Source organism: Roseovarius spongiae (assembly GCF_003651245.1).
In the GTDB taxonomy this organism is placed as follows: Bacteria; Pseudomonadota; Alphaproteobacteria; order Rhodobacterales; family Rhodobacteraceae; genus Roseovarius; species Roseovarius spongiae.
Window position 1 is genome coordinate 1,408,162 of record NZ_RAPE01000001.1, and the last position, 22,386, is coordinate 1,430,547.

22 protein-coding genes, 1 tRNA gene and 2 pseudogenes are annotated in these 22,386 nt (G+C 66.9%); 13 read left to right on the top strand and 12 right to left on the bottom strand.

Annotated features, from left to right (window positions below):
• The first annotated feature begins 133 nt into the window (after positions 1 to 133).
• On the top strand, positions 134 to 766 hold the full coding sequence (locus tag D6850_RS06600; protein WP_121164912.1) for an MT-A70 family methyltransferase: 633 nt from the start codon (positions 134 to 136) through the stop codon (positions 764 to 766).
• On the opposite strand, the gene D6850_RS06605 is transcribed toward D6850_RS06600, so the two are convergent.
• Entirely contained in the window at positions 739 to 1,479 is a 741-nt protein-coding gene (locus D6850_RS06605; RefSeq protein ID WP_206019208.1) for a BglII/BstYI family type II restriction endonuclease, read from the bottom strand. The two genes, D6850_RS06600 and D6850_RS06605, sit on opposite strands and share 28 nt — an antisense overlap.
• Positions 1,480 to 1,488: 9 nt before the next feature.
• Complete coding sequence (gene fabA, locus D6850_RS06610; protein ID WP_121164914.1) at positions 1,489 to 1,998, bottom strand: bifunctional 3-hydroxydecanoyl-ACP dehydratase/trans-2-decenoyl-ACP isomerase; 510 nt, start codon at positions 1,996 to 1,998, stop codon at positions 1,489 to 1,491.
• Positions 1,999 to 2,184: 186 nt separating this feature from the next.
• Between fabA and irrA the strand changes: the two genes are divergently transcribed.
• Together irrA and D6850_RS06620 are read left to right on the top strand one after the other, a co-directional pair.
• The gene (gene irrA, locus D6850_RS06615) at positions 2,185 to 2,604 is read left to right on the top strand and encodes an iron response transcriptional regulator IrrA (RefSeq protein WP_121164916.1); all 420 of its coding nucleotides are present in this window, start codon (positions 2,185 to 2,187) and stop codon (positions 2,602 to 2,604) included.
• Between the two features lie 149 nt (positions 2,605 to 2,753).
• Positions 2,754 to 3,743 carry an NADPH:quinone reductase gene (locus D6850_RS06620; RefSeq protein ID WP_121164918.1) on the top strand — a complete coding sequence of 330 codons (990 nt, stop codon included), beginning with the start codon at positions 2,754 to 2,756 and terminating at the stop codon, positions 3,741 to 3,743.
• Between the two features lie 33 nt (positions 3,744 to 3,776).
• Here the strand turns inward: D6850_RS06620 and D6850_RS06625 are convergent, their stop codons facing one another.
• Positions 3,777 to 4,205: an FKBP-type peptidyl-prolyl cis-trans isomerase gene (locus D6850_RS06625; protein ID WP_121164920.1), complete on the bottom strand. Its 429-nt coding sequence runs from the start codon at positions 4,203 to 4,205 to the stop codon at positions 3,777 to 3,779.
• A gap of 229 nt (positions 4,206 to 4,434) precedes the next feature.
• On the opposite strand from D6850_RS06625, the gene D6850_RS06630 reads away from it, so the two are divergent.
• The 8 genes from D6850_RS06630 (at position 4,435) to D6850_RS06665 (ending at position 12,630) form a co-directional block, all read left to right on the top strand.
• The gene (locus tag D6850_RS06630; RefSeq protein ID WP_121164922.1) at positions 4,435 to 5,121 is read left to right on the top strand and encodes a haloacid dehalogenase type II; all 687 of its coding nucleotides are present in this window, start codon (positions 4,435 to 4,437) and stop codon (positions 5,119 to 5,121) included.
• Positions 5,121 to 5,957: an alpha/beta fold hydrolase gene (locus tag D6850_RS06635; protein WP_121164923.1), complete on the top strand. Its 837-nt coding sequence runs from the start codon at positions 5,121 to 5,123 to the stop codon at positions 5,955 to 5,957. The genes D6850_RS06630 and D6850_RS06635 overlap by 1 nt, the downstream gene beginning before the upstream one ends.
• Positions 5,954 to 6,937 (top strand): threonine ammonia-lyase, encoded by a 984-nt coding sequence (locus tag D6850_RS06640; RefSeq protein ID WP_121164925.1) that lies wholly within the window; start codon positions 5,954 to 5,956, stop codon positions 6,935 to 6,937. The genes D6850_RS06635 and D6850_RS06640 overlap by 4 nt, the downstream gene beginning before the upstream one ends.
• 174 nt (positions 6,938 to 7,111) lie before the next feature.
• On the top strand, positions 7,112 to 8,035 hold the full coding sequence (locus D6850_RS06645) for a DMT family transporter (RefSeq protein WP_121164927.1): 924 nt from the start codon (positions 7,112 to 7,114) through the stop codon (positions 8,033 to 8,035).
• Positions 8,036 to 8,109: 74 nt separating this feature from the next.
• Positions 8,110 to 9,204: a zinc-binding dehydrogenase gene (locus tag D6850_RS06650; RefSeq protein ID WP_121164929.1), complete on the top strand. Its 1,095-nt coding sequence runs from the start codon at positions 8,110 to 8,112 to the stop codon at positions 9,202 to 9,204.
• A gap of 27 nt (positions 9,205 to 9,231) precedes the next feature.
• On the top strand, positions 9,232 to 9,933 hold the full coding sequence (locus D6850_RS06655) for a potassium channel family protein (protein ID WP_281272566.1): 702 nt from the start codon (positions 9,232 to 9,234) through the stop codon (positions 9,931 to 9,933).
• 3 nt (positions 9,934 to 9,936) lie between these two features.
• A complete protein-coding gene (locus tag D6850_RS06660) occupies positions 9,937 to 11,280 on the top strand; it encodes a TrkH family potassium uptake protein (RefSeq protein WP_121164933.1) in 1,344 nt (447 codons plus the stop codon).
• A 120-nt stretch (positions 11,281 to 11,400) separates the two neighbouring features.
• Entirely contained in the window at positions 11,401 to 12,630 is a 1,230-nt protein-coding gene (locus D6850_RS06665) for a mandelate racemase/muconate lactonizing enzyme family protein (protein WP_121164935.1), read from the top strand.
• Here D6850_RS06665 and D6850_RS06670 read toward each other — a convergent pair.
• The 8 genes from D6850_RS06670 to D6850_RS06705 all read right to left on the bottom strand — a co-directional run bounded on the left by D6850_RS06670 (position 12,620) and on the right by D6850_RS06705 (position 19,543).
• The gene (locus D6850_RS06670) at positions 12,620 to 13,045 is read right to left on the bottom strand and encodes a PACE efflux transporter (protein WP_121164937.1); all 426 of its coding nucleotides are present in this window, start codon (positions 13,043 to 13,045) and stop codon (positions 12,620 to 12,622) included. The genes D6850_RS06665 and D6850_RS06670 overlap by 11 nt on opposite strands.
• A gap of 121 nt (positions 13,046 to 13,166) precedes the next feature.
• Positions 13,167 to 14,096 (bottom strand): AEC family transporter, encoded by a 930-nt coding sequence (locus D6850_RS06675; protein WP_121164938.1) that lies wholly within the window; start codon positions 14,094 to 14,096, stop codon positions 13,167 to 13,169.
• Between the two features lie 5 nt (positions 14,097 to 14,101).
• A complete protein-coding gene (locus D6850_RS06680; protein WP_121164939.1) occupies positions 14,102 to 14,899 on the bottom strand; it encodes an MBL fold metallo-hydrolase in 798 nt (265 codons plus the stop codon).
• Positions 14,899 to 15,705: a TatD family hydrolase gene (locus D6850_RS06685; protein ID WP_121164940.1), complete on the bottom strand. Its 807-nt coding sequence runs from the start codon at positions 15,703 to 15,705 to the stop codon at positions 14,899 to 14,901. The genes D6850_RS06680 and D6850_RS06685 overlap by 1 nt, the downstream gene beginning before the upstream one ends.
• A gap of 9 nt (positions 15,706 to 15,714) precedes the next feature.
• The gene (locus D6850_RS06690; RefSeq protein ID WP_121164941.1) at positions 15,715 to 16,848 is read right to left on the bottom strand and encodes a DNA polymerase III subunit delta'; all 1,134 of its coding nucleotides are present in this window, start codon (positions 16,846 to 16,848) and stop codon (positions 15,715 to 15,717) included.
• Complete coding sequence (tmk, locus tag D6850_RS06695) at positions 16,845 to 17,471, bottom strand: dTMP kinase (RefSeq protein WP_121164943.1); 627 nt, start codon at positions 17,469 to 17,471, stop codon at positions 16,845 to 16,847. Before tmk ends, D6850_RS06690 begins: the two co-directional genes overlap by 4 nt.
• Positions 17,468 to 18,637, bottom strand: coding sequence for a D-alanyl-D-alanine carboxypeptidase family protein (locus D6850_RS06700; protein ID WP_121164945.1), 1,170 nt, complete (start codon positions 18,635 to 18,637; stop codon positions 17,468 to 17,470). Before D6850_RS06700 ends, tmk begins: the two co-directional genes overlap by 4 nt.
• A gap of 12 nt (positions 18,638 to 18,649) precedes the next feature.
• Complete coding sequence (locus D6850_RS06705; protein ID WP_121165184.1) at positions 18,650 to 19,543, bottom strand: SPOR domain-containing protein; 894 nt, start codon at positions 19,541 to 19,543, stop codon at positions 18,650 to 18,652.
• Between the two features lie 208 nt (positions 19,544 to 19,751).
• On the opposite strand from D6850_RS06705, the gene D6850_RS06710 reads away from it, so the two are divergent.
• Both D6850_RS06710 and D6850_RS19885 read left to right on the top strand, forming a co-directional pair.
• Positions 19,752 to 19,841, top strand: a tRNA-Ser gene (locus tag D6850_RS06710).
• A 619-nt stretch (positions 19,842 to 20,460) separates the two neighbouring features.
• Positions 20,461 to 21,921, top strand: a pseudogene (locus tag D6850_RS19885) (class I SAM-dependent DNA methyltransferase); the annotation flags it as partial.
• Positions 21,922 to 22,260: 339 nt separating this feature from the next.
• On the opposite strand, the pseudogene D6850_RS06715 reads toward D6850_RS19885, so the two are convergent.
• A pseudogene (locus tag D6850_RS06715) lies at positions 22,261 to 22,386 on the bottom strand (ATP-binding protein); the annotation flags it as partial.

Genomic DNA, 22,386 nt, shown 5'->3' on the forward strand with positions numbered 1-22,386 from the left:
CGCAGGCGCGCCGAAACCATTTCCTCTTGAGCGGCCCGCGATCTGTGTTAACGTTTTGTTCTCATTCGGCCGCACAAGGTGTTGCGGCACGCAAGGCGACGCGGCATATATGTGAGGGAAACGGGAGAACAGAATGACCCACGCAGCATCGGGCGACTTGCGCAACTTCCTTGGCGGGCAGACGTTTTCGACCGTCATGGCGGATCCGCCCTGGCGGTTCACGAACCGCACCGGCAAGGTCGCGCCCGAGCACAAGCGCCTTGCACGCTACCCGACGATGCGGCTCGAGGACATCTGCGGTCTGCCGGTGGCCGAGCATCTCAACGACACCGCGCATTGCTACCTCTGGGTTCCCAACGCGCTCTTGCCCGACGGGCTGAGCGTTCTCAAGGCATGGGGATTCGAATACAAGTCGAACATCGTCTGGCACAAAATCCGCAAGGATGGCGGATCGGACGGGCGCGGCGTCGGCTTCTACTTCCGCAACGTGACGGAACTGCTCCTGTTCGGCGTCCGGGGGAAGAACGCGCGCACCCTGCCGCCGGGGCGACGTCAGGTGAACCTCTTCTCGACGCGAAAGCGCGAACATTCCCGCAAACCGGATGAACAGTACGACATCATCGAAGCGTGCAGCCCAGGGCCGCACCTGGAACTGTTTGGCAGGGGAATACGCAAGAACTGGACGGTATGGGGCAACCAGGCCGATCTCGACTACAAGCCAACCTGGGCCACCTATTCCTACAACTCCTCCGTCGCGGCGGAGTAAGGACCGGGCGGCTCCCGGAACGGCTGCCCGTTCCATGTCGCGCGGTTGGCGCCAATGATCAGGATCGGGCATGTGCCCATCACGCCGCGCTTGACGCGCAACGCCGCCTTGTCGAAGGTCGTCGTGGTGGAGGTCGTCAGATCGACCGGCAGCTTGCCGGAACGCTCTGACATCGGAAGCCCTTTTTGATAGGCGCCCCAAAGCTCCCTCGCCAATTGCAATAGTTCCAACCGGTTGCGCGTGATGACGACCGCAGCCGAGATCAGCCCCGCCTCGTGCCACGCGCGATAGGCCGCGAGATCCCTGTCGAGATTGCCGTCCTTGGCCGCCCATTCCACGTCCAGCACGACGCGCCCCTTGAAATTGTCGACGAGGTAGCCCTCTTGCAGCACCGGCGCCAGTTCCCGGCGTCGGCGGCCGTCCCGGTCGAGGATCAGGCCGCGCGTCTCGAGGTCAAGCCGCGCCTCGATCCATCCCCGGTCATGGAATCGCCTGTCGATCTCCTCGGGAATGGCCCCCCTGTTCCCGCCTTTCCTGAGCCATGTCGACGGGTCGAGCCGGTAATGCGTCAGAACGTCGACGATATCCGCCCACTCGACAGGACATACGGATTTCAGGATCGCCGAGGCGGAGTTCGTCTCCATGAACTCCCAGGCGTTGCGGGCGCCGCGCGGCAGGATTGTCGGATCGTCGTAGGTTCGCGTGAGTATCACCCCGGATCCTCAACTTTCGCTCAGCGCCACCTTCATGTCCTTGACCTGGTAGATCACGTCGCCATCGGCCTCGACGATGCCGTCCGCCACGCCCATGGTCAGCCGCCGCGTCTGCACCGCCTTGGTGAAATCCACCTTGTAGGTCAGCATCTTGCGGTCGGGGCGCACCATGCCGGTCAGCTTCACCTCGCCCACGCCGAGCGCATAGCCCCTGCCCTGCCAGCCGCGCCAGCCGAGGTTGAATCCGGTGAGCTGCCACAGCCCGTCAAGCCCGAGACAGCCCGGCATGATCGGGTTGCCCGGGAAGTGACATTCGAAGAACCACAGGTCCGGCGTGATGTCGAATTCCGCCACCACGTGCCCCTTGCCATGCAGCCCGCCATCGCCCGAGATGTCGGTGATGCGGTCCATCATCAGCATCGGAGGTTCGGGCAACTGGGCGTTGCCGGGGCCGAAAAGTTCGCCCCGCGCGCATTTCAGCAGGTCGTCTTTTCCGAAACTGCTCGGATAATCGGCCATGTAAGGGGTTTCCTTGTCCTGTCGTCGCGTGTTTCCCGCTTTCCTCTAGCACCCGCGCGCGCGCCGGCGCAAGCCTGCAACACAAGGGCGCAGCACACCGCCACTGCGCCGACATGCCGTGAATTTCATTTGAAATCCCGCCTCGGCGTCCTTTATATTGCACATGAGAACAGCTTGCAGGTTGCGATGAACTCAAAGGCGATCACGCGCGGAACGGAATGGCTCGCGGAGGGCGGATTGCGCCCCACCCGCCAGCGCGTCGCGTTGGCGGCGCTGCTGATCGGCGACGGCCATCACCGGCACGTCACCGCCGAGAGCCTCTTCGCAGACGTCTGCAAGGGCGGCGAGCGGGTGTCGCTCGCGACCGTCTACAACACGCTGCGCGCCTTTTGCGACGCCGGGCTGATGCAGGAGGTCATGGTCGACGGCGCGCGCAGCTATTTCGACACCAACACCCACGACCACCCGCATTTCTTCTGGGAGGACGAGGAACGCATTAGCGACGCGCCCGCCGACCAGCTCGAGATCCGGCGCATCCCCGACGCCCCTCCGGGCGCCGAGATCGCCTCGGTCGACGTGGTGATCCGCCTGCGCAGCCGCCGCTGACGGGCCTGCCCGGCGGGCGGAACAATTTTCTTCCGTGAAGAAAATTGCGAAGGCTTTTGGAACAAAAGCCTTGTCCGCGGTCGCGCCCTTGAACCTTGCCTGGGCAAGCGTTTCAACGGACCTCAGATATCAGCAAAGGAGCCCCGACAATGCGCGCCATCAGCTATGACAGGTTCGGCCCCGCCGCCGACGTCCTGGAACTGGTCGATCTCGACACGCCCGAGCCCGGCCCAGGCGAGGTGCGCGTGCGGCTCGCCTTCTCGGGGGTGAACCCGTCCGACGCCAAGGCGCGCGCGGGATCGCGCCCCGGCGTGACCAAGCCCGCCTTCCCCCGCGTCGTGCCGCATTCAGACGGCTCGGGGCGCATCGACGCGGTCGGCGACGGCGTCGACGCCGCCCGCCTCGATGAGCGGGTCTGGATCTGGAACGGGCAATGGCAGCGCCCCTTCGGCACGGCCGCCGAATTCATCTGCCTGCCCGCCGACCAGGCCGTCCCCCTGCCCGACGGCGTCTCGCTCGAGGTCGGCGCGACGCTGGGCATCCCCGGTCTCACGGCGGCGCATACGGTGTTCGGCGGCGGCGACGTCGCCGGGCGCACGCTGCTGATCAGCGGCGGCGCGGGCGCGGTCGGGCATATCGCGGTGCAGCTTGCCAAATGGGGCGGCGCACAGGTGATCGCGACGGCGCGCGGCACGGGCATGCGCCGCGCCGCCGAGGCGGGCGCGCATCATGTGCTGGATTACACGCATCCCCACCTTGCCGCGCAGGTGATGGCGGCGACGGACGGCGCCGGCGTCGATCGCGCGGTCGAGGTGGAATTCGGGCCGAACGCCGCCATGCTGGCCGAGGTGATGCGCCCCGGCTGCACGATCTGCGCCTATGGATCGGGCGGGGACATGACGCCCACCCTGCCCTTCGGCCCCTATCTGTTCAAGGCGCTGACGCTCGATATCGTGTTGATCTACATTCTGGGCGAGGCAGAGCGCAGGGTGGCCATCGGGCGGCTGCACGACGCGCTTGCTGCGGGTGCGCTGGACCCGGCGATCGCGGAGATATATCCGCTGTCGCAGGCCGCCGAAGCGCAGGACGCGGTGATGACGCCCGGCCGCGCGGGGGCGGTCCTGCTCGACCTGCGGTAGGGTGGGTTTGAAACCCACCCTGCAGGTTGCGGCTCAGTTGACCGCGACCACTTCGATGTCGAAGGTCAGGTCTTCGCCCGCCAGCGCGTGGTTCGCGTCCAGCGTCACGTGGCTGTCGGTCACTTCCTTCACCGTGACCGGCATCGCCTGCCCGTCAGGCGTCTGCACCTGAAGCTGCGTGCCCGGGTCGAGCGGGATGTCGTCGGGGATTCCTTCGCGCGGGACCTGTTGCAGCGCGTTCGGGTCCGGCTGGCCATAGGCCTCGTCCGCGGGGACCTCGACAACCTTCTTGTCGCCGACGCTCATGCCCGGCAGCGCGTTGTCGAGGCCGGGGATGATCTGGCCCGACCCGACGGTGAACTTCAGCGGCTCGCGGCCCTCGCTGCTGTCGAAGACCTGGCCGTCCTGAAGCGTTCCCTTGTAATGAATCTGTACCGTATCGCCCGATTTGATCTCGGTCATGAACTCTCCAATCCTTGGGGGTTGTTGGCCCCGGCGCAATTGATCCGGGACGCGGGTGAATGGGCAAGGCCGCGTGCGGCGCGGGTGCTTGCATCGGATTCGGACGCCACGCTAACGCGGCTGGGCGAGCATTGCAAACGGACGGCGGGATGGGGCGCGCAAGGGGCGGATTTGGCCTTTCCCCTACGCGTTCGGCGTGCCAATCTGCGTTGACCGCAACGGAGCCTTCATGCCGATCACGACCTGCATCTTCGACGCCTACGGCACGCTCTTCGACGTGGCCGCCGCCGCGCGCGTCGCCGCGTCGGAACCCGGGCGCGAGGATTTCGCGCGCCACTGGCCGCGCATCGCCGAGAACTGGCGGCTCAAGCAGCTTCAATACACCTGGCTGCGCGCGGTCATGGGGCGGCACGCGGATTTCTGGCAGGTGACGCAGGACGGGCTGGACTGGGCGCTCGAGGCCGAAGGGCTGGACGGTGATGCGCAATTGCGCGAACGCCTGCTGGCGCTCTACCGCGAACTCGAATGTTTCGCCGAAGTCCTCGAAATGCTGCGCGCGCTGAAGAAGGTTGGCCACGCGACCGCCATCCTGTCGAACGGCACGCCCGGCATGCTCGACGCCGCGATCCGCTCTGCGGGGATCGCCGATCTGCTCGACGACGTGCTCTCGGTCGAATCGGTGGGCGTCTTCAAGCCGGCGGCGGCGGTCTATGACATGGTGGGCGCCCGTTTCGGATGCGCGCGCGAGGAGGTGCTTTTCGTCTCTTCGAATGGCTGGGACGTGGGCGCCGCGGCAAGCTACGGCTTTGCGACCGCCTGGGTCAATCGCGCGGGCGATCCGGTGGACCGCCTGCCCGCGCGCCCCGATCGCGTGCTGAAAAACCTGCGCGGCATCCCCGCGCTGGCCGGCGCCTGATGGGCAAGTTCCAGAGCGCGGACGGGCTCGGCCTGCATTACGAAGATGGCGGCGACGGCCCGCCGGTGCTCTGCCTCTCGGGGCTCACGCGCAACAGCAGCGATTTTCGCTATCTCGCGCCGTTCCTGCCCGAATACCGGCTGATCCGCCCCGACTATCGCGGGCGCGGCCTGTCGGATCATGCGCCCGACGCCCAGAGCTACACCATCGCGCAGGAGGCGGCGGACGCGATTGCGCTTCTGGACCATCTCGGGCTGGACAAGGTCACGGTGCTCGGCACCTCGCGCGGGGGGCTGATCGCGATGCTGCTGGCGCATACGCATCCCGAACGGTTGAACGGAATCATCCTCAACGACATCGGCCCCGAGGTAACGCAGACCGGCATCGCGCGGATCATGGACTATGTCGGGCGCCCCCCGACATTCGCCGATTACGCCGAGGCCGCGACCGCGCTCAAGGAGATGAACGAACCCGCCTTTCCGGGCGTCACCCACAACCGCTGGCGCGTGCAGGCGGAGATGATGTGGTGCGCGAAGCCCGGCGGCGGGCTTGGCCTGCGCTATGATCCGCGCCTGCGCGACGCGCTTGAGGGCCAGGCGGGCGCCGGTCCCGCCCCGGACCTCTGGGCGTTGTTCGACGCGGCCGCCCGCCTGCCGCTCACCGCGCTGCGCGGGGCGAATTCCGACCTGTTGAGCGACGAGACCTTCGCGAAGATGCGGGATCGCGCGCCGGAAATGCGCGCGGTTATCGTGCCGGACCGGGGTCATGTGCCTTTCCTGGACGAGGCCGAGGCGCTCAAGGCGATCCGCGCCCATCTGGAGGACCACGGCAAATGAATATCGACATGATCCGCGCCGCCGCTCAGCGGCTTGAGGGGCACGCGCGGCGCACGCCGTTGCTCGGCTCGCCCTTCCTCGACGAACTGGCCGGGCGGCGCCTGCTGGTCAAACCCGAGTGCCTGCAACATACCGGCAGCTTCAAGTATCGCGGCGGGCGCGCGGCGCTCTCCGCGCTGGACCCGGACGTGCGCAAGCGCGGCGTGCTGGCCTATTCCAGCGGCAACCACGCGCAGGGCGTCGCGCTCGCCGCGCGGGAGTTCGGCGCGCCCGCGGTCATCATCATGCCCGCGGACGCGCCCCGCTCCAAGATCGACAACACCCGGGGGCTCGGGGCCGAGGTGGTGCTTTACGACCGCGCAGGCGGCGAAAGCCGCGAGGCGGTGGGCGAGCGGATCGAGGCGGAACGCCGCCTCACCCTCATCAAGCCCTATGACGAACCCGAGGTGATCGCCGGCCAGGGCACGACCGGGCTCGAGATCGCGGCGCAGGCGGCCGAAATGGGCATTTCGCAGGCGACGATGCTGACCTGCTGCGGCGGCGGCGGGCTGACCTCGGGCATCGCGCTCGCGCTCGAGGCGGAGGCGCCGGGGATGCAGGTCCGCCCGTGCGAGCCCGAAGGCTTCGACGACACCAAGCGTTCGCTCGCCAGCGGGCATGTCCAGAGCAACGCGACGCAGTCGGGCAATATCTGCGACGCGATCCTGACGCCCGCGCCGGGGCGGCTCACCTTTCCGATCATGCAGCGGCTCTGCGGCCCCGGCCTCGCCGTGAGCGAGGACGAGGCGCTCGACGCGATGGCGCTGGCCTGGCAGCGGCTGCGCATCGTGGCCGAACCCGGCGGCGCCGTGGCGCTGGCCGCCGCGCTCATCCGCAAGGACGAGATCGAGGGCGATACGGTAATCTGCACCGTCTCGGGCGGCAACGTGGACCCGGGCGTCTTCCGCCGCGCGCTCGACCGGCTGGATGGCGGCGCATGATTTCGCCGCCTCAATCACTGGCGTGAACGTGACCAACCCCGGTCACGATTATCGCCGCTTCCAGAGCTGCATGCGCGCTGAATCAGCCTGAAAGCGACGAAACGGGTCGCGCCCGGGCCTGCTTTTCCCGCCCCGCTGGCCAGACTGGATGCGCGATCCCGGAGGGCGCAGGTCATGACCGTCACCACCACCATGCCGCAGATCACGCCGCGCCGCGGGCGGGCGATGGGCATGATGGTGTTCAGTTCCGTCACGATCAGTTTCGGCGGGCTGATCCTGCGCTTCATGCAGGAGGCGGACGCCTGGCAGATTGCCTTCTGGCGGTCCTGGGGCGTGATCGGCGTGATCGGGGCTTTCCTGTTCTGGCGTTACGGCGCCGATGCGCTCGGGCGGGTGCGCGCGGTCGGGCGACCCGGGCTGCTGGCGGGGCTGATGATGTCGGGCAGCACCATAGGCTTTCTGCAATCCATCACCCACACCACGGTGGCCAACACCCTTTTCATGCTGAGCGCGATCCCCTTCGTTACCGCCATTCTCGCCCGCGTCTTCCTTGGCGAGCGGCTGCGCCGGGACACGGCGCTGACGATGGTGGCGGCGATCGTTGGCGTTGGCGTCATGGTGGCGGGCGGCATCGGGGGCGGCGCGCTCTATGGCAACCTCATGGGGCTGTTCACGGCGGTCTGCTTCTCGGGCTACGCGATCATGGTGCGCCGCCACCGCGGGATCGAGATGCTGCCCACCCTTCTCATCGCCGCCGGTATCGTGATCGTGACAAGCGGCGCGATGCGCTGGGGCGACCTTGCGATCCCGGCGGGGGACCTCGGCCGGTCGCTCTTTATCGGCGGCGTGCTCTCGGCGCTGGCCAACGTGTTGTTCATCGCCGCCGCCAGGCAGCTGGTCGCGGCCGAGGTCACGCTGTTCATGCTGCTGGAATTTGCGCTGGGGCCGGTCTGGGTCTGGCTGGTCGTGGCCGAGGCGCCAAGCAACCCCACCATCGTCGGCGGCGTCATCGTGATCGGCGCGGTGACCGCGCGCGCGCTGAGCGAGATCTCCCAGAACCGCCGCCGCCGCCCGGGCGCGCGGCTGCGTCCGCACTGATCGCGGCGCGCATTCCTGCTTGAACGGGCGGGCGAATCCGGGTCACTCTGCGGCGAACACCGTGGGAGACGCCGATGCGTTTGATCAAAGCCGCCGTATGCCACGCCTTCGGCGCCCCGCTCAAGATCGAGGGGGTGCAGTTGCGCGCGCCCGAGATGGGCGAAGTTGAGGTGGAGATCCACGCGGTCGCAATCTGCCATTCCGACATCTCCTACATGGACGGCGCCTGGGGCGGCTCCCTGCCCGCCGTCTATGGCCACGAGGCGGCGGGGCGCGTCACCGCATGCGGCGCCGGCGTGACGGGCATCAGGCCGGGCGATGCGGTGATCGTCACGCTGATCCGCGCCTGCGGGCAGTGCGCAAGCTGCGGCATCGGGCGCCCAACCGGCTGCCAGACGCCCTATGACGGCGATTCGGGACCGCTGAAGACAATTGATGGCGACATGCTGCACCAGGCAATGGCCTGCGGCGCCTTCGCCGAAAGCGTCGTGGTGGACCAGAGCCAGGTCGCGCCGATCCCCGAAGACATGCCGATGGACGCCGCCAGCCTGCTGAGCTGCGGCGTCATCACCGGCGTCGGCGCGGTGGTCAACGCCGCACGGCTGCGCGCGGGCGAGGACGTGGTGGTGATCGGCGCGGGCGGCGTCGGGCTCAACGCGATACAGGGCGCGCGGATCGCGGGCGCGCGGCGTATCGTGGCCGTCGACATGAGCGAGGAAAAGCTCGGGATGGCGCGCGATTTCGGCGCGACCGACGGGGTGCTGGCCACGCAGGACAAGCCGTGGCGCGCCGCCAAGGCGGCGCTGGGGCGCGGGGCGGATGCGGTGATCGTCTCGGTCGGGGCGCCAGCGGCCTATGACCAGGCGCCGCGCTACCTCGCAGGCGGCGGGCGGCTGGTGATGACCGGCATGCCCCCGAGCGGCGCCGAGTCGCGCTATGAGCCGGGCAATTTCGCCGCCGCCGGGCAGGCGATGGTCGGCTCCAAGATGGGCGATACGGTGCTCAAACGCGACATTCCCTGGATGATCGACCTCTACGGGCAGGGACGGCTCTTGCTCGATGAACTGATCTCGGGGCGCTGGCGGCTGGATCAGGTCAACGAGGCGATCGCCGACACCCGTTCGGGGCGGGCGCGCCGCAACGTGATCGTGCTCAAGGCGAATGGGTAATCCGCCGCCCCTGCCCCGCGACGGCGCCTGCCCCGCGGGCGATCAAACAGAGGGGCCGCGATGAAAAAGAAGCAGGGCAACCGCGTTTTCGGCGTCGTCGGGCTGGGAAATTTCGGCAGCACCGTCGCGCAGGAATTGCAGCGCTTCGGCAATCACGTGATCGGCGTCGACATCACCCCCGAACGGGTCGCAAGCCATGCCGAAACGCTGAGCCAGGCGATGATCATCGACGCCCGCGACGACGAGGCGCTGCGCGAGGGCGGGCTTGCCGATTGCGATTGCGGCCTTGTCGCGATCGGCAATGACCTCGAGGCGAGCATCCTCGCCTCGATCAATCTCAAACTGATCGGGGTTCCGGTGGTCTGGGCCAAGGCCACGACGCGCACCCATCACCGCATCCTGAGCAAGATCGGCGTGGATCGCGTCATCCACCCCGAGGTCGAGGTCGGGCAGCATATCGCGCAGGTGCTGCACAATCCGCTGGTGCGGGACTATGTCAGCCTCGGCAACGGGTTTCACGTGGTCAATTTCCGCATCCCCGAAAGCCTCGAGGGCGAGAGCCTCGCCGATCTGCCGCATGACGAGGAATTCGGCCTGCGCTGCATCGGCGTGATGCGCGGAACCGAGTTCATCGGCAGCGACGACGCGCCCTGCCGGCTCGAACATGATGACCTGCTGCTGCTGCTGGGACGCCGGGGCGATCTGCGCGAATTCGCGGCGAGCCTCTAGGCGATGGCCTCCGCCTTCCGCCACGTGCTGGGCCGGCTGAGCGGACTGCACCTGCCGCCGCCCGCGCTCTTGATGGCGTTCTACTTCGGGCTGATCGTGACCGGCGCGTTGCTCTTGTGGCTGCCGCCGTCGCATCGCGAGGGGCTGACGCTTGCCGACGCGGTGTTCACCTCGACCTCTGCGGTGACGGTGACCGGGCTTTCGGTGGTCGATACCGGCGCGGCCTTCACCGGGTTCGGGCAGGCGGTGATCGCGGTGCTGATCCAGCTCGGGGGGCTCGGCCTCATGACCTTCGCGGTGCTGGTGCTGGGCGCGCTCGGGATTCCCGTGGGGATGCCGCAGCGGCTGATCCTGCGCGAGGATCTCAACCAGACGTCGCTCTCGAACCTCACCGTGCTGACGCGCATCATCTTCGTCATCGCATTCGCCTGCGAGGCGGTCGGCGCGCTGCTGCTGTGCTTCGTCTTCGTGCCCGAATTCGGCTGGAGCGGCGTCTGGCAGGCGGTGTTCCACGCGGTCTCGGCCTTCAACAACGCGGGATTCTCGCTGTTTTCCGACAACCTCACGGGATGGGTCGGCGATCCGGTCGTGAACATCGTCGTGCCGCTGCTCTTCATCCTCGGCGGGTTGGGCTTCATCGTGGTCGGCGACATCTACCAGAAACGCAACTGGCGCGCGCTGACGCTGCATTCCAAGCTGATGCTGATCGGCACCGCGCTGCTGATCGCCTGGGGGACGGTGATGTTCGCCCTGCTGGAATGGTGCAACCCGGGCACGCTGGGCGGGCTCACGACGGGCGAGAAGCTCTGGGCGAGCTGGTTCCAGGGCGTGACGCCGCGCACCGCCGGGTTCAACACGGTGGACACGGCGGCGATGCATGACAGCACGACGATCCTGACCATGACGCTGATGCTCGTGGGCGGCGGCAGCACCTCGACCGCCGGGGGGATCAAGGTCACGACGCTCTTCGTTCTGGTGCTGGCCACCATCGCCTTCTTCAAGCGGCGCGAGACGCTGCACGCCTTCGGGCGTTCGCTCGGGCTCGAGGAGGTGATGAAGGTCATGGCGCTCACCACCATCTCGCTGCTGCTGGTGTTCTCGGCGATGTTTGTCATCTCGATCAGCCATGACGGAGAATTCACCGACCTCGCCTTCGAGGTGACCTCGGCCTTCGGCACGGTCGGCCTGTCGCGCGGCGCCACGGCCGAGCTCGACGGGCTCGGCCGCGCGATCGTCATGGCGCTGATGTATTTCGGCCGGGTCGGGCCGCTGGCGCTCGGTTTTTTCTTGGCGACCCGCAGCGTGCCGCGGGTGCGTTATCCGGCCGGGCAGGTCTATCTGGGCTGAGCTCCGCGTCTGCGGCGGGCGATGGATTTGAGTATTTTAACAAAGAAGAAGCCCGAGTTTGCCACTTGCGGCCGAGCGGGCGGCAAGGCACGCTGGCGCAATCAAGACCGGAGCCGCCCCATGAAGCTGCAAGACCTCGACATCATCGTGACCGCGCCGCCGGCGCCCGGCTGGGGCGGGCGCTACTGGATCCTCGTCAAGGTGACGACGGATGACGGGATCACCGGCTGGGGCGAATGTTATGCGGCCAGCGTCGGCCCCGAGGCGATGCGCGCCGTGATCGAGGACGTGTTCGCACGGCACATGCAGGGCGAAAACCCCGAGAACGTGGAGCTGATGTTCCGGCGCGCCTATTCCTCCGGTTTTACCCAGCGCCCCGATCTGACAGTCATGGGCGCGTTCTCGGGGCTGGAAATCGCCTGTTGGGACATTCTCGGCAAGGCGCGCGGGCGCCCCGTTCACGCCTTGCTGGGCGGACGGATAAACGAGCGCATCCGCGCCTATACCTATCTCTACCCCCTGGCCCATCACGACCTCACGGCCTTCTGGTCCTCGCCCGGGATGGCCGCCGAGAGCGCGACCGCGCTCGTCGATCGGGGGTATACTGCGGTCAAGGTCGACCCCGCCGGCCCCTACACGATGCGCGGCGGGCACATGCCGGCGCTGCGGGACATCGAGCAATCCGTCGCCTTCTGCCGCGCCATCCGCGAGGCGGTGGGCGTGCGCGCCGACATCCTCTTTGGCACGCATGGGCAGTTTACCACCGCCGGCGCGATCCGGCTGGGCCGCGCCATCGCGCCCTATGATCCGCTCTGGTACGAGGAACCCGTGCCGCCCGACAACGTGGCGGCGATGGCCGAGGTCGCGCGCGCCACCGGCGTTCCCGTCGCGACAGGCGAGCGGCTGACCAGCAAGGCGGAGTTCGCGCCGGTCCTGCGCGCGGCCGCAGCCAGCATCCTGCAACCCGCGCTGGGCCGCGCCGGCGGCATCTGGGAGGTGAAGAAGATCGCGGCGATGGCCGAAGTCTATAACGCGCAGATGGCGCCGCATCTCTATGCCGGCCCGATCGAGTGGGCGGCCAACCTGCACCTGGCCGCGTCGATCCCCAATCTCCTGATGGTCGAGACGATCGAGACGGCGTTCCATTCCGACCTGATCGGCGGGACGATCCGCGTCGAGGACGGGCATGTCGTCCCGCCCGACGCCCCCGGCCTCGGGATCGAGGTGGACGAGGCGCTGGCGCGCGCGCATCCCTATCGGGGCGAAGGGCTCCACCTCGAGATGCAGGAGGCGCCCTGCAAGTACCACGAGGCGAATTTCTTCGCCGGGGGCGCGCCGCTCAAGACGTAGGCGCGGGCGGCGGCGGGAACACGACGTCGTAGAGCCAGTTGAACACGAAGGTATAGACCAGGTAGAAGATCGTGAACGATACGTCGAGCAGGAAGGCCTCGACCAGCGTGAGCTCCAGATACCACATCAGGAACGGCAGCAGGACAATCAGCATCCCCGCCTCGAACAGCAGCGTATGCAGGATGCGCAGGCGGAACGACTTGTCCAGGTGTCCCGCAAGCCGCAGCATCACCCGGTCGAACAGCCCGTTGAACACGTAGACCCAGGCGGTGGCGATGGCCGAACTGACGGCGGCGACGACGCCGATATCCTGCATCGGTTTGCCGAAGCCCAGCGACCAGACGGGAATGATGATGAGAAGCGCAATGATCTCGAACGAGAGCGCGTGGCGAATCCTGTCGGCTGTGCTGCGCATGCGGCGTCTCCCTTGCGCGTCGCGCCGGGTCGTCCCGGCGAGTGATCCCACGACGGGGGAGGTCGTCCTCGCCCGGTATCCTTAGCCCGTCCCGAGGACCCGCCGCAAGGGGGGGCGAGGCTCAGGGCAGCAGCGCCATCCAGACCCATGCGCTGAGGGTCGACAGCCCCGTGCCGATCAGCACCGCCGAGGCGGCGACGCGGCGCGCGCGGCCATAGATGCTCGCGAAGATATAGGCGTTGGCCCCCGGCGCCATCGCCGCCGTCAGCACCGCCGAGCGCAGCGGCCCCTCCCCCAGCGCCAGCGCGCCGCCCAGGCTGCGGGTAATGAGCGGATGCGCCACCAGCGCCACGAGGCAGATCCACGCGATGACGCGCAGATCGCCTTCGGGGCGGTATTGGACCAGCACCCCGCCCAGCCCGAACAGCGCCGCAGGCAGCGCCGCCCGCGCGATCATGTCGAGTCCGCCGGAAATCACCGCCGGAAAGGTCAGCCCCGACAGGTTCACCAGCAGCCCGAGCGCGATGCCGATCACCAGCGGGTTCCGCGCCATCGCCGCGCCGATCCGGCGCGCCACGATCCCCGCCCCGTCGCCGCCCGCGCGCACCGTCTCCATAGCGGAAATCCCGATGACGTAGCAGAACGGCGCGTGCAGCGCGATGATCGCGTAGTTTGGCGCCAGCGCCGCCGCCCCGTAGGCCCGTTCGGTCAGGGCGAGCCCCAGCAGCACCGAGTTCGAGAACAGGCAGCAGAAGCCGATGACGACCGCGTCCTCCCAGTCGCGCGCAAAGATCAGCCGCGCGCCGATGAGCCCCAGCAGGAAACCGGTGAGCGCGCCGGCGTAGAAGCTCAGCAGCAGCCGCCAGTCGAAGCTCTGCCCCAGGTCGAGCCGCGACAGGGCGGTGAAAAGCAGGCAGGGAATCGCGAAATCCTGGGTGAACTTCATCAGCCCGTCTACCGCCTGCGGGCTGAACCATCGCATCCATACCGCGCCGTAACCGGCTGCAACAACGACGAAAACCGGCAGGATCACGTCAAGAAGCGCCTGCACGCGGCTCAGACCTCGTAGGTGATGGTCATGCCGTCATGGGCGGGCGTCACGTTCGCGGGCAGTTCGTCGCAGAGCGTGCGGTAATCCATGTCGATATGCATGTTGGTGATGATCGCCCGCTTGGGCGCCGCGCGTTCGATCCATTTCAGCGTGTTGGCGAGGTGCGAATGGGTCGGGTGCGGCGTGCGGCGCAGCGCGTCCACGATCCAGCAGTCGAGCCCGTCCAGCACCGGCCAGGCCTCCTCGGGGATCTCCGCGGCGTCGGGTAGGTAGGCCAGGTCGCCGATGCGGAATCCCAGCGCCTCGATAGAGCCATGCGCCACCTCGAAGGGCGTCAGCGTGATCGTCCCGCCCTCTCCTTCGATGGTGATGTCCCCGTCGATGGTGTGCATGTCGAGGATCGGCGGATAGGGCGAGGTCTCGGGCTGCATGAAGGCGTAGCCGAAGCGCGCGTAGATGCCGTTCTGCGTGTCGCCGTCGGCCCAGACCGGCAGCCGCTTGCCGGTGTTGAAGACGATCATCCGCAGATCGTCCAGCCCGTGAACGTGATCCGCGTGGTCATGCGTATAGGCCACCGCGTCGAGCGTGCCGACGCCCGCGTCCAGAAGCTGCGCGCGCATGTCCGGCGACGTGTCGATCAGGACGCGGGTGGTTCCGTCCTCGCTCTCCTGTTCGATCAAAAGGGAACAGCGCCGCCGCGTGTTGCGCGGCTCATCGGGGTCGCAATCGCCCCAGTGCCCGCCAAGCCGCGGCACCCCGCCGGAGGACCCGCAGCCAAGGATGGTGAAGCGCCGCAGGGCCATCAGGCCGCCGCCCTGTATCGCGCGGCCTTGGCGAAGAGCCGGTCGAAATTCGCCTGCGTCTGCGCGGCGAAAGCGGGCCAGTCCATGCCGAAGGTCTCGGCGCCGACCTGCGCGGTGTGGACGGTGTAGGCGGGTTCATTGCGCTTGCCCCGGTAGGGCGGCGGGGCGAGATAGGGCGCGTCGGTCTCGACGAGGATGCGCTCGACCGGGGCGGCGGCGAAAATATCGCGTAATTCCCGTGACTTCGGAAAGGCGGCGATGCCCGACATCGACAGGTAGAACCCAAGGTCGAGCGCCGCCCGCGCCAGCCCCGCGCCCGAGGAAAAGCAATGCATGACGCAGTTGAAGGCTCCCTGCCCGTGCTCTTCGCGCAGGATGCGGGCCATGTCCTCGTCCGCGTCGCGCGCGTGGATGATGAGCGGCAGACCGGTTTCGCGCGCGGCGTCGATGTGGATGCGCAGGCTTTGCTGCTGCACATCCTTGCTCTCGGCGGTGTAGTGATAGTCGAGCCCCGTCTCGCCGATGCCGACGAATTTCGGGTGCCGGGCGAGCGCGACCAATTCATCCACCGTCGCCAGCGGTTCGTCCGCAGCGCTCATCGGGTGGGTGCCGGCGGCATAGAAGACGGGCGCGTAGGCCTCGGCGATGGCGCGCACGCTCGGCTCGAGCCGCAGCCGCGTGCAGATCGTTACCATCCGCGTCACCCCGGCCTCGACGGCGCGCGCCACGATCTCCTCCCGCTCGGCGTCGAAGTCGGGAAAATCGAGATGGCAATGGCTGTCGGTGATCTCGATATGTCTAGTCATATTCGCCCCTCAGCGGGCGACGCCCGCCGCCGTATCCCGCATCTTCAGCACGGTATCTAGAACCAGCGCGGCAGGGTCAAGGTTGACCGCCAGCCCGTGCCGGGCGCGCGCGCCGACCTCTTGCGCGCAATCCGCCCATGCGCGCGCGTCGTGCGGGCCGCGGGCAAGGCGCGTCATCGTGCGGCCCTCCTCCGGCGCGGCCTCGAGAGCGGGCGGCGCCCCGAGGCTGCCGGTGCGCGCCAGCCGCGCCAGCATCAGGTCGATCAGCGTGAACAGGAGGTCGACCCGGTCCTCCGCGCCCCGCGCCGCCGCCGCGTTGGCCAGCTTCAGAGCGCGCGCACGGTCGAGCCGGGGCATATCGGACAGGATCGCGATCAGCTCGCGGTAGGTTTCCAGCCCGCCGAGATTCATCAGCCGCACCGCCGCGCCCACGGAACCGGCGGAGAGCGCCGCGAAGGCCTCGGCCTCGGCGCCCACGTCGATGCCCGCCTGCGCGAGCGCCGCGCGCATGTCGTCCGCATCAAGCGGCGGCAGCCGCAGCGCGCGGCAGCGCGACCGGATCGTCGGCAGAAGGCCGCTTGGCTGATGGCTCACCAGCAGGAAGGTGGTGCGCGCGGGCGGCTCTTCGAGCATCTTCAGCAGGGCGTTGGCGGCCTGCACGTTCATGTCGTCCGCGCTATCGATGATGATCGCGCGCCGCCCGCCATCCGCGGCGCTGAGGCTCAGGAAACCACCCAGGGCGCGCACGTCCTCGGCCACGATCATGTCGCGCAGCCGGCCGGTTTTCTCGTTCTCGGTGCGGGTGACCCGTTTCAGTCCCGGATCCGAGCCGGCGAGGAAACGCCGCGCGACCGGATGATCCGCGGGAATGTCGAGCGATTCGGGCAGCGCCGGCGCATCGCCGAACAACCCGCCATCCCCGTCCGGGTCGGGCGTCGCCAGCAAGAAGCGCGCGATGCGCCAGGCCAGTGTCGCCTTGCCGACGCCGCGCGGGCCGATCAGCAACCACGCATGATGCAGACGCCCTCCGTTCCAGGCGTGCAGGAATTCGGCCTCCGCCGCCCCCTGCCCGATCAGCGCGGGCGTCTCGCGCGGGTGCGGCGCGCCTTCGATCCGGTCGGGTTCGCGCACGGCGTCGCTCATGGCAGCCGCGCCTCGACAACGTCGCGCACGTCGCGCGCGACCAGCTCCACGTCGCGCGCGCCGTCGATCACGGTGATGCGTTCGGGCGCTTCCGCCGCGAGGTCGAGAAAGCCCTGCCGCATTCGCGCCTGCAACGCGCCGCCGAACCCCTCAAAGCGCAACTCGTCCCCGCCCCGCGCCACCGCGCGGCCAAGGCCGGTCTCCGGGTCGATGTCGATCAGGATGGTCAGGTCCGGCTCCTGCGCGATCATCAGATCATGCAGCCGATCCACGAGCGCGCGCAGATCATCGCCGCGCAGCCCCTGGTACATGCGCGTCGAATCCGCGAAGCGGTCGCAGATGACGATGCGCCCGGCATCGAGCGCGGGGCGGATCGTGCGCTCCAGGTGATCCCGCCGCGCGGCCGTGAACAGCAGAAGTTCGGTTTCGGACGACCAGCGTTCGGCGGCGCCTTCGAGCAGCAGCTTGCGGATGTCCTCGGCGCCGGGGCTTCCGCCGGGTTCGCGCGTGAGGATCGCGTCGCGGCCCTGCGCAATCAGCGCCTCATGGAGCAGCCGCGCCTGCGTCGACTTGCCCGAGCCGTCGATTCCCTCGAAGCTGATGAACCGGGCGGCCGCGGTCAAAGCGCGCCCTCTGGCCCCTGTTGCAGCCGCGTGAGAAGCAGGTTCGAGACGGTTTTGATCCGGTTCACGAAACCGCCGCGGGCCACGTCCTGTTCGGCCACCAGCGGCACGCGAACCTCGGGCATGCCCTCGGGCGATATGACCAGTTCTGCGATGGCGTCGCCCTTGGCGACCGGGGCCCGCAGCGGTCCCTCGTAAACCACCTCGGCCTTGACCTCTTCGGCGTCGAGCACCGGGAGCAGCATGTCCACGTCCTGCTCGGACACGAGGCCGACGCTCTGGGTGTCGCCCATCCAGACATCGGCGCGCAGGATCTCGGTTCCGGCCTCGATCACCGTGCTTTCGACGAACTGGCGAAAGGCCCAGCTAACGATCGTTTCGGCCTCCTCGGCGCGCTTGGCGGCGGTATCGAGCCCCGAGAGCACGAAGACGATACGCCGGTCCCCCTGCTTGGCGGACCCGACGAGACCATAGCCCGCCGCCTGCGTATGCCCGGTCTTGAGCCCGTCCGCCCCGATCCCCAGCCCCAGAAGCGGATTGCGGTTATGAACGTTCTGCGGAGCGCGGCCGTCGAATTCGAACTCCATCTCGGCGAACATCGGGTAGAACTCGGGAAAATCCTCGATGATGCGAGTGGCCAGCAGCGCAAGATCGCGCATGCTCATCCGGTGGTTGGGCGCGGGCCAGCCGTTGGAATTGGCGAAGACCGAGTTCGTCAGGCCCATCTTCTGCGCGCGCTGGGTCATGAAGCGGGCGAATCCGGCCTCGGTGCCGTCGGGGCTCAGCGCCTCGGCGATGACGACGCAGGCGTCGTTGCCGCTCAGCACGATGATGCCGCGCAGCAGGTCCTCTACGCTGACGCGATCGGTCGTGTCGAGGAACATGGTCGAGCCGCCATAGCTCATCGCGTGGCGCGACACCGGCAGCTTCTCGGACAGCGACAGGCGCCCCTCGCGGATCGCCTCGAAGGCGACATAGAGCGTCATCAGCTTGGACATGGAGGCCGGCGGCAGCGGCTGATCGGCGTTCTTGCTGAGCAGCACGGTCCCTGTCTTGAGGTCGGTGACAAAGGCCGCGCGCGCCTGCGTGTCGAACGCGGCGGCGGGCGCCGCAAACAGGCACAGCGCGACGAGCGCATGAAAGAGACGGTTGGCGATGGGCAGCATGACGGGTCCGGATCAGTTGGTGACGGGATAGGCGTCCGTGAAACCGACGCCCTTGATCTTCTTCAGCAGCGCGGCGCGTTCGGACTTGTTGGCGGCGGGGCCGACAAGGACGCGCCAGAACTTCTTGCCGCTCGATTCCTGGGCTTTCACGGTCGGAACCATGCCCGCCTGCCGCATGGCGGTGGCGGTGTTCTCGGCGTTCTGTTCGACGCTGAAGATGCCGATCTGGATGAACGGCTTGGTCAGCGAGGAGGCCTGCCTCGGCGCAGCCGGTTTTGGCGCGGGGGGCGGCGAAACGGCCTCGGCGGGCGCGGCCGCGCCGTCGCTCTTCTCGGCGGCGTCGATGGCGGCGGCGGCCCCTTTGATCGGGTCGAGCGCGCTTTCCTCGATCTCTTCGGAGGCGAGCGCCCCGGCGGCCGCGTCCGGCATGGCGGCGGGCGCGGGCGCGGCCTCGCGGCGCAGCGCGGTGACGTTCAGCTGCGCGGGCGCCCCCGCGAGCATCCCGAGCGCGGCGGCGGCGTCCGAGGACACCTGCAACGCCGGCCCCGGGTTCTCGCGCTCGCGCCTGAACAGCGCGCCGATGACGAACTTGGAGTTGGCGGTGTTGCGGATGATCACCCGCTCGGGTTCGTCCACGTCGGCATGCGCCACCCAGACGCCGCCCAGCGACGGCCGCCCGTCCCAGAGCCCCATGTCGGTCTTCTGGAAGACGTCCGGCGCCTCCACGTCGCGCTCGACCAGCCGGACCGAGGACGCATCGCCATCCACCGAACTTGTCGCGCCCGCCTCGGGTTTCGCCTTGAAGGGGTTCTGCACCTCGTCGCACCCGCCGAGAACCGCCAGCGCCAGCCCCGCGCCCAAAACGATGCGCCAGCTGGCCCCACCGCCTGTCTGAGAGAAATCCATGTCCTGCCCCTTGCCTGTCTGCCCGCGCCTTGCGTGACGCGCCGCGCGGTCGCCGCCGAAACTCAAATCTGCCCCGCGATCATTGCCGCGCTGGCGCACATTAACCTCATGTCAGGCTCAAGAAAAGCATGCAGGCGCAGGGTCGGCGGATTTCTACGTGAAACCACGGCTTTCAGAATCGTCCGTCAGGTAGTAGGGACGTCCCGTCGGAGGAGTGGCAGAGTGGTCGAATGCACCGGTCTTGAAAACCGACGAGGGTGAAAGTCCTCCGTGGGTTCGAATCCCACCTCCTCCGCCACCTTTATTTTGTTATGTATTTCAGTATCTTGGGTGGTGCTCGAATCGCCTAATTGACCACGCTATTGACCACAGTGGGTGGAGCCTCTGCACGTCGTCTTCACCTGACCGTGCGGCCTCTGAATCAGAATTAGGGACCGGAACGCAGATGCCGAAATCTGTGGACACACAAAAGCACCTTGCGATTGACAGGTCCGCCGCAGTTAGCCTGCTCTGTTCTGAGCCGTGTCTGATGCTCGAAGTTCTGGTTTCTAACCATCGACAAGTGATAGAGAAGCAGGAAAAGTTTTCATGGTAGGTATATGCAGGCAGCAGATTTTATCCGGAAATGGGAAGCCGCAGAGCTAAAAGAGCGAAGTGCATCCCAGTCGCACTTCAACGATCTTTGCGCTCTCCTTGGAATCGAAGACCCGGTCAGCGCCGACCCCAAGGGCGACTGGTTTACCTTCGAACGCGGTGCATCCAAGACCTCCGGCGGCGAAGGCTGGGCAGATGTCTGGCGCAAGGGTAGTTTTGCGTGGGAGTACAAGGGTAAGAAAAAAGACCTAGACAAGGCCTTCGACCAACTCCTGCAGTACTCCATCGCGCTGGAAAACCCGCCGCTTCTAATCGTGTCGGACATGACGCGCATTCGGATTCACACGAACTGGACGAACACCGTTCAGCAAGTCCACGAGATCACTACTCCGGACCTTCTGGACGCCAGCAAACGCGACCTCCTGCGCGCCTGTTTCATCGACCCAGAAAGCCTGCGCCCCGCCAAGACCCGACAGGCCCTAACCGAAGAGGCAGCGCAGAAGTTTGCATCGCTGGCGCAGCGCCTGCGCACCCGCGCACACAACCCGGAAACCGTAGCGCATTTCGTGAACCGCCTCGTCTTTTGCATGTTCGCCGAAGACGTGGACCTTCTCCCGAACAAGATGTTCCAGAAGATGCTGGAGCTGTGCCAGAAGGACCCGACCGAATTCCAGCCCTTCGCCAAGGACCTATTCGCCGCAATGCAATCCGGCGGGCGCGTGGGGTTCGAAAAGGTGGAGTGGTTCAACGGCGGTCTCTTCGATGACGACACGGCCCTGCCGCTCAAAAGAGAAGATTTGGCTGACCTTCTCTCCGCCGCCAAGCTTGACTGGTCCGAAATTGACCCCTCCATTCTGGGCACCCTGTTCGAGCGGGGGCTTGACCCAAACAAGCGTTCCCAGCTTGGAGCGCACTACACCGACCGCGACAAGATCATGCAAATCGTTAACCCGGTGGTTGTGGAGCCGCTACTTGCTGAATGGGCCGAGGTAAAAGCCCAGATCGAAGCGGCGCTGAGCAAGGCGGAGAGCGCGAAGTCGCGTTCCGCCCGGACGAAGGCTGAGAAAGAGGCGGAGCGCCTTCACGCGGCGTTTCTGGAGCGCCTGCGGGGCTTCCGTGTGCTGGACCCGGCCTGCGGGTCCGGCAACTTCCTGTACTTGTCCCTTTTGGCGCTGAAGGACATTGAACACCGCACGAACCTTGAGGCCGAGGCCTTGGGCCTGCCGCGCGGCTTTCCGACCATCGGTCCGGAATGCGTGAAGGGGATCGAACTTAACCCTTATGCCGCTGAACTGGCGCGTGTGTCGGTCTGGGTCGGGGAAATTCAGTGGATGCGCCGGAACGGTTTCGATGCCGCCCGGAACCCGATTCTGCGTCCGTTGGGGACTATCGAAAACCGGGACGCTGTGCTTGCCCCGGACGGGTCCAAGGCAGACTGGCCAGATGCTGACGCAGTGGTCGGGAACCCGCCGTTCCTTGGTGATCGAAAAATGAAGCCTGAACTTGGCCCGGATTACGTCGAAGCGCTGCGTCGGGCGTATGAGGGCGAGGTTCGTGGCGGGGCGGACCTCGTGTGTTTCTGGTTCGCAAAGGCTTGGGCGATGATGCAGGAGGGCCAGTTGCAGCGCGCAGGCTTGGTCTCTACGAATTCGATCCGAGGAGGGGCAAACCGAGAGGTCCTAAAACCGATTGTGGCTGGTGGGCAAATCTTTTTCGCTTGGCGCGATGAAGACTGGACGGTTGAAGGGGCAGCCGTCCGAGTTTCGATAGTGGGTTTTTCAAAGGAACAGGTTAAAGCGCCGTTACTAGATGGCTTGCCGGTAAAAGAGGTTTTCTCCGATCTAACCGCGTCGGAATCTGGTGTCGACATTACACAAGCAAATACCCTTGTGACCAACCGCAGGACTGCATTTCAAGGAACCATCAACTACGGACCCTTCGTGATCGAAGGGGAAACCGCGCGCCGGATGCTTACGGCTCCGACAAATCCAAACGGGACGCGGAATATTGATGTGATCAAACCTTGGACTAATGGGCGGGATATCACACTAAGGCCGGAAGACCGTTGGCTGATATTCTTCCCGGCTGACATGACTGAGGCACAAGCTTCTTTTTACGAAGAGCCATTCGCCGAAGGCCAGGTTGGTTGTGACGATGATGGATGTGCGTTCGTAGAGTTTGCTGATCAGGTGGAACAGGAGCTGTCCGCCGGTCTGGGCGAAGGGCAGATAACCCAGTTCATCGAGGAT

Bases quoted from the DNA above. Each gene is read 5' to 3' on its own strand.
- D6850_RS06600 (WP_121164912.1), top strand. From the start codon at position 134: ATGACCCACGCAGCATCGGGCGACTTGCGCAACTTCCTTGGCGGGCAG.
- fabA (WP_121164914.1), bottom strand. From the start codon at position 1,998: ATGGCCGATTATCCGAGCAGTTTCGGAAAAGACGACCTGCTGAAATGC.
- irrA (WP_121164916.1), top strand. From the start codon at position 2,185: ATGAACTCAAAGGCGATCACGCGCGGAACGGAATGGCTCGCGGAGGGC.
- D6850_RS06620 (WP_121164918.1), top strand. From the start codon at position 2,754: ATGCGCGCCATCAGCTATGACAGGTTCGGCCCCGCCGCCGACGTCCTG.
- D6850_RS06625 (WP_121164920.1), bottom strand. From the start codon at position 4,205: ATGACCGAGATCAAATCGGGCGATACGGTACAGATTCATTACAAGGGA.
- D6850_RS06630 (WP_121164922.1), top strand. From the start codon at position 4,435: ATGCCGATCACGACCTGCATCTTCGACGCCTACGGCACGCTCTTCGAC.
- D6850_RS06635 (WP_121164923.1), top strand. From the start codon at position 5,121: ATGGGCAAGTTCCAGAGCGCGGACGGGCTCGGCCTGCATTACGAAGAT.
- D6850_RS06640 (WP_121164925.1), top strand. From the start codon at position 5,954: ATGAATATCGACATGATCCGCGCCGCCGCTCAGCGGCTTGAGGGGCAC.
- D6850_RS06645 (WP_121164927.1), top strand. From the start codon at position 7,112: ATGACCGTCACCACCACCATGCCGCAGATCACGCCGCGCCGCGGGCGG.
- D6850_RS06650 (WP_121164929.1), top strand. From the start codon at position 8,110: ATGCGTTTGATCAAAGCCGCCGTATGCCACGCCTTCGGCGCCCCGCTC.
- D6850_RS06660 (WP_121164933.1), top strand. From the start codon at position 9,937: ATGGCCTCCGCCTTCCGCCACGTGCTGGGCCGGCTGAGCGGACTGCAC.
- D6850_RS06665 (WP_121164935.1), top strand. From the start codon at position 11,401: ATGAAGCTGCAAGACCTCGACATCATCGTGACCGCGCCGCCGGCGCCC.
- D6850_RS06670 (WP_121164937.1), bottom strand. From the start codon at position 13,045: ATGCGCAGCACAGCCGACAGGATTCGCCACGCGCTCTCGTTCGAGATC.
- D6850_RS06680 (WP_121164939.1), bottom strand. From the start codon at position 14,899: ATGGCCCTGCGGCGCTTCACCATCCTTGGCTGCGGGTCCTCCGGCGGG.
- D6850_RS06685 (WP_121164940.1), bottom strand. From the start codon at position 15,705: ATGACTAGACATATCGAGATCACCGACAGCCATTGCCATCTCGATTTT.
- D6850_RS06690 (WP_121164941.1), bottom strand. From the start codon at position 16,848: ATGAGCGACGCCGTGCGCGAACCCGACCGGATCGAAGGCGCGCCGCAC.
- D6850_RS06700 (WP_121164945.1), bottom strand. From the start codon at position 18,637: ATGCTGCCCATCGCCAACCGTCTCTTTCATGCGCTCGTCGCGCTGTGC.
- D6850_RS06705 (WP_121165184.1), bottom strand. From the start codon at position 19,543: ATGGATTTCTCTCAGACAGGCGGTGGGGCCAGCTGGCGCATCGTTTTG.